Origin of the sequence: Novosphingobium sp. ST904 (assembly GCF_001298105.1) — a bacterium.
Taxonomy (GTDB): Bacteria; Pseudomonadota; Alphaproteobacteria; order Sphingomonadales; family Sphingomonadaceae; genus Novosphingobium.
Genome location: NZ_LGJH01000076.1, coordinates 1 through 9,648 on the forward strand (window position 1 = coordinate 1; position 9,648 = coordinate 9,648).

9 protein-coding genes are annotated in these 9,648 nt (G+C 65.3%); 7 read left to right on the forward strand and 2 right to left on the reverse strand.

The window, feature by feature from the left end; all coding sequences use genetic code 11:
* Positions 1-1,159 (reverse strand): AMP-binding protein (locus tag ADT71_RS01180; protein WP_156336387.1); only part of this gene is annotated, 1,159 nt, incomplete at its 3' end.
* A gap of 292 nt (positions 1,160-1,451) precedes the next feature.
* On the opposite strand from ADT71_RS01180, the gene ADT71_RS01185 reads away from it, so the two are divergent.
* The 6 genes from ADT71_RS01185 to ADT71_RS01210 all read left to right on the forward strand — a co-directional run bounded on the left by ADT71_RS01185 (position 1,452) and on the right by ADT71_RS01210 (position 8,105).
* Positions 1,452-2,231 carry an IclR family transcriptional regulator gene (locus ADT71_RS01185; protein ID WP_054434371.1) on the forward strand — a complete coding sequence of 260 codons (780 nt, stop codon included), beginning with the start codon at positions 1,452-1,454 and terminating at the stop codon, positions 2,229-2,231.
* A gap of 103 nt (positions 2,232-2,334) precedes the next feature.
* A complete protein-coding gene (locus ADT71_RS31830) occupies positions 2,335-3,075 on the forward strand; it encodes a carboxymuconolactone decarboxylase family protein (RefSeq protein ID WP_054434373.1) in 741 nt (246 codons plus the stop codon).
* 5 nt (positions 3,076-3,080) lie between these two features.
* Entirely contained in the window at positions 3,081-3,965 is an 885-nt protein-coding gene (locus tag ADT71_RS01195; protein ID WP_054434375.1) for an SMP-30/gluconolactonase/LRE family protein, read from the forward strand.
* A gap of 60 nt (positions 3,966-4,025) precedes the next feature.
* Positions 4,026-5,201 carry an acyl-CoA dehydrogenase family protein gene (locus tag ADT71_RS01200; protein ID WP_054434377.1) on the forward strand — a complete coding sequence of 392 codons (1,176 nt, stop codon included), beginning with the start codon at positions 4,026-4,028 and terminating at the stop codon, positions 5,199-5,201.
* 7 nt (positions 5,202-5,208) lie between these two features.
* On the forward strand, positions 5,209-6,423 hold the full coding sequence (locus tag ADT71_RS01205) for an acyl-CoA dehydrogenase family protein (RefSeq protein ID WP_082370071.1): 1,215 nt from the start codon (positions 5,209-5,211) through the stop codon (positions 6,421-6,423).
* Between the two features lie 35 nt (positions 6,424-6,458).
* Positions 6,459-8,105 (forward strand): NAD(P)/FAD-dependent oxidoreductase, encoded by a 1,647-nt coding sequence (locus tag ADT71_RS01210; RefSeq protein ID WP_054434383.1) that lies wholly within the window; start codon positions 6,459-6,461, stop codon positions 8,103-8,105.
* Between the two features lie 70 nt (positions 8,106-8,175).
* Here the strand turns inward: ADT71_RS01210 and ADT71_RS01215 are convergent, their stop codons facing one another.
* The gene (locus tag ADT71_RS01215) at positions 8,176-8,841 is read right to left on the reverse strand and encodes a M24 family metallopeptidase (protein WP_054434379.1); all 666 of its coding nucleotides are present in this window, start codon (positions 8,839-8,841) and stop codon (positions 8,176-8,178) included.
* A 181-nt stretch (positions 8,842-9,022) separates the two neighbouring features.
* Here ADT71_RS01215 and ADT71_RS01220 point away from each other — a divergent pair, with 181 nt between their 5' ends.
* Complete coding sequence (locus ADT71_RS01220; RefSeq protein ID WP_054434381.1) at positions 9,023-9,610, forward strand: Rieske 2Fe-2S domain-containing protein; 588 nt, start codon at positions 9,023-9,025, stop codon at positions 9,608-9,610.
* Positions 9,611-9,648 lie beyond the last annotated feature (38 nt).

Consider the following 9,648-nt stretch of genomic DNA (forward strand, 5'->3'; position numbering starts at 1 on the left):
TCCAGCCGCCGGCCGTGACGCTGCCATCCTCCGCGCCGATGCCGATCTCGCTGCCGAACAGGCAACGCCCGGCCTTGGCGCGCAAGTCCAGATGCGCCTCTGGCGAAAGGTCGCGGTGGCGGGCCGCCGTGCGGCACACCGCGACGACCGGGCTCGTTTCGGTCATGCCCCAGGCCTGCATCGTCTCCACGCCCAGAAGGTCCCGGAACCGCTGGACAAGCGCGCGCGGGGTGGCGGCGCCGCCCATGAACACGCGGTCCAGCTTGAGCGCGGCGCGTTCCTCGGCCGTGGTCGTGGCCTCGATCCTGTCGAGGATAGTGAACCATACCGTTGGAACACCGAGAGAAAACGTGATTTCCTCATCCCGGATCAGCGCGTGAAGCGAAGCCCCGTCCAGCGCGCTGCCGGGCAGCACCAGCTTGGCCCCGCACATGGCGGAGGCATAGGGCACGCCCCATGAATTGACGTGGAACATCGGCGGCAGCAGCAGCGCATGGTCCCGCGCCGACAGCGCCATCGAATCCGCCGAGCAGAGCGACATGGCGTGAAGCACGGTGGAACGGTGGCTGTAGAGCACGCCCTTGGGATTGCCGGTTGTGCCCGAAGTGTAGCAGAGCCCTGCGGCGGAACGCTCGTCGATGTCCGGCCAGGCCGCCAGCGGTTCGGCAGCGGCAAGGAGGTCCTCGTAGGCGACGAGATCGGCCAGCGGCGATTTCGGCAGGTCCTTCCGGTCGCACAGGACCACCACGGTCATCGGCGCATCGTGAATGGCAAGAACGCCCTCCGCCAGGGGGAGAAGGTCGGGATCGACGAACAGGATGCGCGCGCCGCCATCGGCCAGCACGAAACGGATCTGCTCCTCGAACAGGCGGGGGTTGAGCGTGTGGAGGACATAGCCGCCGCCGGGAACGCCGTAATAGAGTTCGAGATGGGGAAGCCGGTTCCAGGCGAGGCTGGCGATGCGATCGCCGGGTTTCGCGCCGAGCGATTCCAGGGCGGCGGCGACGCGGCGCGACCGCTGGGCAACGCGGCCCCAGGTCGAGCGTTCGAGCGTGCCTTCTGTGCCTCTCGATACCACTTCGGTGCCGTTGTGGTTGCGTTCTGCGTGGTCGATCACGCTGCCGATGGTCAGCGGCAGGCATTGCATCAGCCCCATCATGGTGCGGCAGGCTCCTCTACGTTCCGCGCGGTTTCTCCCGGCGATTGAGGGCCTTGATGTGGCCGGCGAGAGGGAGCGGCAACGCAGGGAGCAGGCTGCAGGTGGAATATCACAGGCTGGATAGTCGCGGCCCGAAACGCGCCTGACCCGCGAAGTTGCATTCGCCGCGATCCCGTGGAATCACATATGTGATATCGATTGCGGGCCATTCCCTTGCCCGGCGGAACGGCGTTACCAATCGGCACGAGAAAAAAGGAGCGCGAAAGCTCCGGATAAAAATGGAGAGGCGAGAATGATCCGGCGAACGGTCAAATCGGCGTCACGGACCCTTGAGGTCCTCGAACTCTTTGCCGAGGAACGCAGGCCCATGCGTCTGCACGAGGTCTACACGATCCTGGGCTATCCGCAGTCCAGCGCCACCAACCTCCTGAAATCCATGGTCGTCATGGGTTACCTCAACTACAACCGCGTGACCCGCACCTATCTGCCCACCATGCGTGTCGGCGCGCTGGGCAACTGGCTGCCGGGGTTCGTCTACTCGGACGAAAGCTATCGCTGGCTGGTGGACGAACTCCAGCGCCGCACCGACGAGACCGTGGGGCTTTCCACCCAGAACGATCTGTTCGTGCAGTACATCCTGCTTAAGGCGCCCGATCACGAGTTCAAGATGGTGCCGCCGGTGGGAACGATGCGGTTGCTGGTCGATTCCTCCAGCGGCCTGGCCCTGATGAGCGAGATGAAGGACCGCGAGATCGACAAGATCTGCCGTTACACCAATTACTATCAGCTAGCCGAGGGGCGCCGCTTCGATCACGCCGAACTGATGCGGGAAATCCGCTGGACGCGGCAGATCGGCCATGCCTACCTCGCGCACAAGCCGCTGAAGGAAGTGTCGCAGATCTCGATCTCGCTGGGCGAGAAGATCCACGGCATTCCGCTGGCGATCGGCGTGGGCGGGCTCGCCGAACGTATTGCCAAGTCTCAGTACGACATCATCGAGGCGATGCGGGAGTGCATCGCCGAGTTCAAGGCCTTTCGCGAAGAGCAGCACTATGCCGAAGCGGCCGAGTAGCGGGCGATCACGGACGTGATAGTTGTGGGGGCAGGCACGGCGGGTTCGACATCGCCGTGCCTGCCCCCAGACGTTCTCAGGGCTGCGCAAAAGGGAGAGAGCCTTGCGGTCCGAAACAGAAAAACAGGCCTTCAGGCGCGCCTATATCGAGGCGCGCGGATACTGGGTCGAATTCAACGACGGCCTTCTGGAACACAGCCCCGAATGGCTTGAGGCCTACCTCGCCTATTCCTCGACCCCGGCGCGTGTCGGGCCGCTTTCGGCGCGGATGCGCGAACTGATCTACGTCGCTGTCGATGGCTCCACCACGCATCTTTTTCTGGCGGGGCTGGAGATTCATGTCCGCCTGGCCTTGCAGGTGGGCTGCACGCCGGGTGAGCTCGTCGAGGTCCTGCAACTGGCGACGATGCAGGGGCTCGACAGCGTGGTGCTGGGCATGTCTGTTCTGGAAGAGGAACTGGCGGCAATGGGCCGCGCGCTACCGGTAGAGCAGGCGGACAGCGGGGTGCTGGACCGCTACGAAGCGCTGCACGGCGACCGGCCTGGTTGGCTGGCTGCGATGGCGGCCGTCTCCCCGGAATGGGCGCGGGTGCTGGTCGAGCTGCTTGGTACGGCGGACGGCACCTCGCGCCTGACTGCCAGGGAGCGGGCCCTGATCCGTCTGGCGCTGGCCGCCTCTCCCACGCACCTCAGCCGGGAGGCGGTGCGGACCGAGACGCGCCGGGCGCTGGAACTGGGGGCGGGCGTTGACGAAATCGCTCAGGTTTTCCAGCTTGTCGCGCACCTTGGTCTCCATGCCTGTTCCGAAGGCATTCCGGCCGTGATGCGCGCTTCGCAGGAGTAGAGCCGATGGACATTGCCTTCTTCACCCCGATTGCCAGCGATCTCGGGGAGAGCCCGGTGTGGGACGGGCAACGCCAATGGCTCTGGTGGATCGATATCCGCAAGGGCCGGGTCATGGCCGTCGATACATCGGGAACGCTCGTGCGCGACTGGACTTTCGACCGGCAGGTCGGCTCCATCGGGTTGGCCGAAGATGGCCTCGTAGCCGCCTTTTCCGACGGCTTCTCACTGATCGACCTCGACGGCCGGGTGCGCGATCTCGTCCGCCCCACGATCGGCGAGGGGGCGATCCGCTTCAATGACGGCAAGATGGACCGGCAGGGGCGCTTCCTGTCGGGCACCATGCAGCATGGCGGGCAGGAAGGCGCGCTGGGCACGCTATGGCGGCTTGGCCGGGGCGGCGATGCCGAGAAGCTGCTGGATGGCTTCCGGCTGACCAACTCGCTGTGCTTTTCGCCGTGCGGGCGCTGGCTCTATGTCTCGGATTCGCTGGAGGGCGTGCTGCGCCGCTATCCCTACGATCCGGAAACCGGGGCGCTCGGGCCGATGAAGTCGCTGTTCGATTTTGCAGCCGCCGGCACCGCGCCGGACGGCGCCACGGTGGACAGCGAGGGGCGCATCTGGGTTGCGCTGGTGATCTCCGCGCAGATCGCCTGCCTGTCTGCTGAGGGAGAACTGCTGCGCCTTGTCGACCTGCCGGTGCCCTATCCCTCGTGCCCGGCCTTCGGCGGCCCGGATATGGCCACGCTCTATGTCACGACGATTTCCGATTCCGGGCACAAACTGAAATCCGATCACCCGGATGCGGGGCGGATGCTGGCGATTTCCGGGCTCGGTGCACGAGGGATCGGCGAGGCGCGCTTCGTTCGAGACAATCACACTTGGAATTAGTGCCCGCAGAGCCCGGCTGACACTGGAAGCGGGCACCCGTCCCCGTGCAGTCAAACGGGCATGGACCTCGATTTCACAACAGACGAACTGGCCTTTCGCGATGAGGTACGCGCCTTCTTCGCCGAACATGTGCCGGATACCTGGCTCACCCGCGTAAGATCGGGGCTGCGCCTCGAACCCGCAGAACTGATCGCTTACCAGAAGGCGCTCGCCGCAAGGGGATGGGGCGCGCCGACCTGGCCCGTGGAATACGGCGGCACTGGGTGGAGCCCTGCGCAGATCTACATCTTCGAAAGCGAATCCGCCCGTGCCGGTGCGCCGATCCAGTTCCATCAGGGCCTCGAACTGATCGGCCCGATCATCTTCACATATGGCTCGCAGGCGCTGAAGGACCGCTACCTGCCGGGTATCATCCACGCCGACGACTGGTGGTGCCAGGGCTATTCCGAGCCCGGCGCCGGTTCCGACCTCGCCTCCCTGCGCACGACGGCGGTGCGCGACGGGGATCACTACATCCTCAACGGGCAGAAGATGTGGACCAGCTTCGCACAGGTCGCCAGCCACATGTTCGTGCTGGCGCGCACATCGCAGGAGGCCAGGCGCCAGCAGGGCATTTCGCTGTTGCTGGTGGATATGAAGACCCCCGGCATCTCGATCCGCAAGATCGAGACCATGGACGAGAAGTATACCACCAACGAGGTCTTCCTTGACGAAGTGCGGGTGCCGGTCGGCAATCTCGTGGGTGAGGAAGGCCGGGGCTGGGAATACGGCAAGGTCCTGCTCGATCGGGAGCGGATGGTCTGCTCGGCCACCGCGCTCCATTTGCCGCAAGTGCTGGACGGCGTGCGGGAGGCTGCCTCGGCCCGGCGCGTGGGCGGCACTCCGCTGGTCGAGACCCCGGCCTTCGCCGCGCAGCTCGCCCAGATCGAGATCGAGGCGATGGCGCTCGAGACCATGGTGCTTCGGCTGCTCGCCGATCTGGCGGCGGGGCAGGATTCCGGCCCGCGCGGCTCGATGGTGAAGCTGCGCTGGTCCGATCTCTACCAGCGCGGCATGGCGCTGTGGATGGAAGCGCTTGGGCCAGAAGCCGCGCATTTCCGGGCGCTGGACGGGGATGCGGTCCCCGACATGCCTTATGCGATGCAGGGCGCGCTCTATTCCCGCGTCACCTCGATCTACGGCGGATCGAGCGAGATCCAGCACAACATCATCGCCCGCCGCGCGCTGGGTCTGTGAGGCTGCCATGAACTTCGAATATTCCGACGAGCAGCGCATGCTGCAGGACAGCGCCGACCGTCTCGGCGGCGACCTCTGGCCGGCGGCCGAGCGGCTTCGCCATATCGACGCTTTCGAGGAAATCTCGGCCAGAACATGGGCGCGGATGGCCGAGCTGGGCTGGCTGATGCTGCCCATCGCGGAGGCCGATGGCGGCCTTGGCGGATCGGCGGTTGATGTGATGGCGCTGATGGAGGGCCTTGGCCGCCATCTCGTGCCAGCCCCCTATGTCGCCAGCAGTGTGCTGGTTCCCGCCCTGATCGGCGGCGATCCGGCGGCTGCCGATATACTGGCGGCGATCGCGCAGGGCAGTGCCCGCGCCGCGGCCGGGCTGCTCGAAGCGGGCGGTGGGTACGATCTGTCCCATGTCGGTCTTTCCGCCACGCAAGGTCCACAAGGCTGGACGCTCAGCGGCGAGAAGCTTCACGTTGAGGATGGGGCAGGCGCCGACTGGTTCGTCGTTTCCGCGCGAACGGGGGGAGATGTGCGGGATGCGGAAGGCATCGGCCTGTTTCTTGTTCCCGCCGCCGCGCCCGGCCTTGCCGTGGAGCGGTTTCGGGCCATCGACCAGCATCGCCACGCGCGCCTGCGCTTGGAGAACGTGACCGGTGCGATCCCCATTGGCCGCGCCGGATCGGCCTTGCCGGTCATCGAGGCGGCGGTGGACAGGGCGATCTGTGCAAACCTGGCGGAAGCGGTCGGCTCGATGGAGGCGGCGCATCTGGCCACGCTGGAATACCTGCGCACCCGCAAGCAGTTCGGCGTCGCCATCGGCACGTTCCAGGCGCTTCAGCACCGGGCGGTCGACATGGCCATCGCCCTCGAAGAGGCGCGTTCGATGTCCTACCGGGCAACGCTCAGCCTCGACCGGCCGGTGGCCGAGCGCCGCCGCGCGGTCAGCGCCGCCAAGGTGCGCGTGGGGCAGTGCGCGCTCTACGTCGGGCGGCAGGCGGTCCAGCTTCACGGCGGCGTCGGGTTCTCGGACGAACTCGTCATCAGCCACCACCTCAAGCGGCTGATGATGCTCGATTGCGCCTACGGCTCTGCCGAGCATCACCTTTCGCGCTTCGCAAGCGCGCCTGACGCGCGGGAGACGTGCATCTCGCGGGGCCGCGTTCACGGATGTGATCTTGGCTCCGCATCGCTCCAAACGGTCGGATTACCGACCATCCCTCCCGCATAATCGGCGGGTCAATGCTCCGGGAGATGATGGGCAAAATGGTTGAAGCAAACAGCGCTGGTCGGGTGGATGCCGCCTATGACGCGGTTGTCGTCGGCGCCGGCATCGGCGGCCTCTACATGGTCTACAAGCTGCGCGAAATGGGCCTTTCGGTGCTCGGTATCGAGGCGGGCGACAATGTCGGCGGGGTCTGGTACTGGAACCGCTATCCGGGCGCCCGGTGCGACCTGATGACGGTGGATTACTGCTACACTTTCTCGCCCGAAGTGGACGCGGAGTGGTCGTGGTCGGAACAGTTCGCCGCGCAGCCCGAAATCCTCGAATACATCAATTTCGTGGCCGACCGTCACGAACTGCGCAAGGATTACCTGTTCGGGACGCGGGTAGAGCGGGCGGCCTATGACGAGGCCCGTCAGGTCTGGCAGTTCGATACCGATACCGGCAAGGTCTTCGAGGCGAGTTACGCGGTCATGGCCACGGGACCGCTTTCGGTGCCCAAGGTGCCCGAATTCGTGGCGAACGGCAGCTTCAAGGGCGAACTGTATTACTCGGGACGCTGGCCGAAGGAGCCGGTGAGCTACGAGGGCAAGCGGGTGGGCGTGGTCGGCGTCGGCTCCACCGGTATCCAGATCGTGCCGGTGGTGGCGCAGGAGGCGAAGGAACTCACGGTGTTCCAGCGCACGCCGAGCTTCACGATGCCGATGCGCAATCACGCCTATACCCCGGAGTATCAGGCCCAGATCAAGCGCCACCTGCCCGCCATGCGCGCGTCGGCGCGCAACAGTCCGCTTGGCGGGGTGCGTCCCTCGTCCACGCGGCCCTATTTCAGCGTGCCGCCCGAGCAGCGCATTTCCTTGATGGAGGATGCCTGGAAGAACGGCGGACACACCTTCCTCGGCACGTTTTCGGACCTGCTCCAGAACGAGGAAGCGAACGAGGAAGTGGCCGAATTCGTCCGCGGCAAGATCGGCGAGGTCGTGAATGATCCCGAAACCGCCGAAACGCTCAAGCCGCGCGGCTATCCGATCTTCGCACGCCGGGCCTGCCTCGACACCCACTACTACGAAGCCTTCAATTTGCCGCACGTCAGGCTGGTGGACTGTTTCAGGGAGCCGATCCACACGCTCACCGATAACGGCATCAAGGTGGGCGACCGCGAGATCGAGCTGGACATGCTGATACTCGCCACCGGCTACGACGGGCTGACCGGCGCGCTCATGGCGTTCGACGTGGTGGGACGCGGCGGAGAAACGGTCAATCAACGCTGGTCGGGTGGTGCGCATTCGCACCTTGGCCTGATGATGAAGGACTTCCCGAACCTCTTCATGATCTGCGGCCCCAACGGACCTTCGGCGCTTGCCAACATCTTCACGATCAACGAGCAAAACGTGAACTGGATCGCCGACGCCATCAGCCACATGCGCTCCCATGGCCTGACCGCGATGGAACCCACGGGAGAGGCGGAGCAGGGCTGGATGGACCTCGTGGCGGGACTTGCCGAAGGCACGCTCGTGTCCAAGGCGAAGACCTGGTACACCGGCACCAATATCGCCGGAAAATCGCGCGGGCTCACCATGTATACCGGTGGTTTCAAGGCCTATCGCGAAGCCTGCGAAGAGGCCGCGTCGCAGGACTATCCCGGCATCGCCTTCGAGCGGGCGGGCGTTCCCGAAACGACCGCCTGATCGCACCGCTTTATGAAAGAAGGCCCTGGAAGCGTCCTGCTTCCGGGGCCTTTGCCGTTTCGAAGGCGTGTCAGACCAGCAGGTCTTCGTAGAAAGCGCCGAACGGCCGGGTTGGATGGCGGATCTGAATTTCCAGGATCCACAGTCCCTTGCCGGGCACTGCTTCGAAATCTCCGAGGTTCCCGCCCTTGTGCACCGAATGCGGATAGTCGCTCACGCGGTGTCCGCGAATGTCGAGATTGAGTTCCCATCCCATCGCCAGCGCTTCCTGCGCGGCGCGGTCGTAAAGTGCGCTGCCGGTCACCGCGCCCGCGTGCCAGATGGTGCGGACGCGCTCGAACAACTGTTTCGAGGCGGCGGCGCAGGCTTTCATCTCCGGATCGTCGCCCACCGTGAAAGTCGCGCCCACATCGCCTTCGTGGCTGTCGAACACGGGGCCCATGTCGATGAAGAAAATATCGTCTCCCGCCAGCACGGCGTCGCCCTGCGAACGGTCGCTGAAGATCTTGAGTGTATTGGCGCCGAAGCGGATCAGCAGGGGGTGCCAGGACATTTCCATGCCCAGTTCCGCCAGCACGGCACGGCCTGCCTCGTGGACCTCGCTTTCACGCATTCCGGGCCGGACGATGGCGGCAATCCTCTCCAGCGCAAGCCAGGACCGGGCCTGGGCACGGCGAATGGCATCAAGGTCGTAGCGCGGTCCCACCGCTTCGCGGCTCGCAGGGGTGGCGGACATGCACGGGCTCCAGGAAGGGATCGGGGGCGCTCGTTTGGCTGGCTTGCAGGTTAGCCGTCAAGAGCGGCTCGCATCACGGGGTACCTTATTTTTGCAACGCAACGTGTGAATCATTGCGTTTGATAGAGAGGGCTGATCGCGGGATGGGTGGAGCCGCCTTTTCGCAACCGGATACCTGCCCATGACCACCGCCGCCAGCACCGCCACTTTAGAACGACCGACAACCGGGGCGGTGCCACCGCGCGGTTGCACTTTCGAGCCGGAGGACTGGGCCATCCTCGCCCGCCACTGGCATCCGGTCGCGCTGTCCCGTGAAGTGGACGAGAAGCCGCTCGGGGCCAAACTGCTGGACCAGCCTCTCGTGCTCTATCGTGTCGATGGCGAGGTCGTCGTCGCGCCTGATGTCTGCCCTCATCGCGGCGTGCCGCTGAGCATGGGCACCGCGGGGGAGGGCGGCGTCGTCTGCGCCTATCACGGGCTGACATTCGGGAAAGGCGGCAAATGCGTTCATGTGCCGGCACATCCGTCGAGAGATATTCCGGCCCGGCTGAGCCTCAAGGCCTATCCCAGTGTGGAGCGCTATGGCCTCGTCTGGACCTGCCTCGATACCGAAGACACCGCGCCTCCGCCCGGCGCCATTGCCGACATGCCCCATTGGGACGAGTCGGAATTCCAGCAGATCGTCTGTCCATGGATCGACATCAACGGCTCTCATGACTGCCATCTGCGCTGCAGAACGAGTTTATCCTGCCGCCGACCTTTCGGCTAGCGGTGAATTTGGCCTGGCCGGAGTGCCGCGGGCTCCTG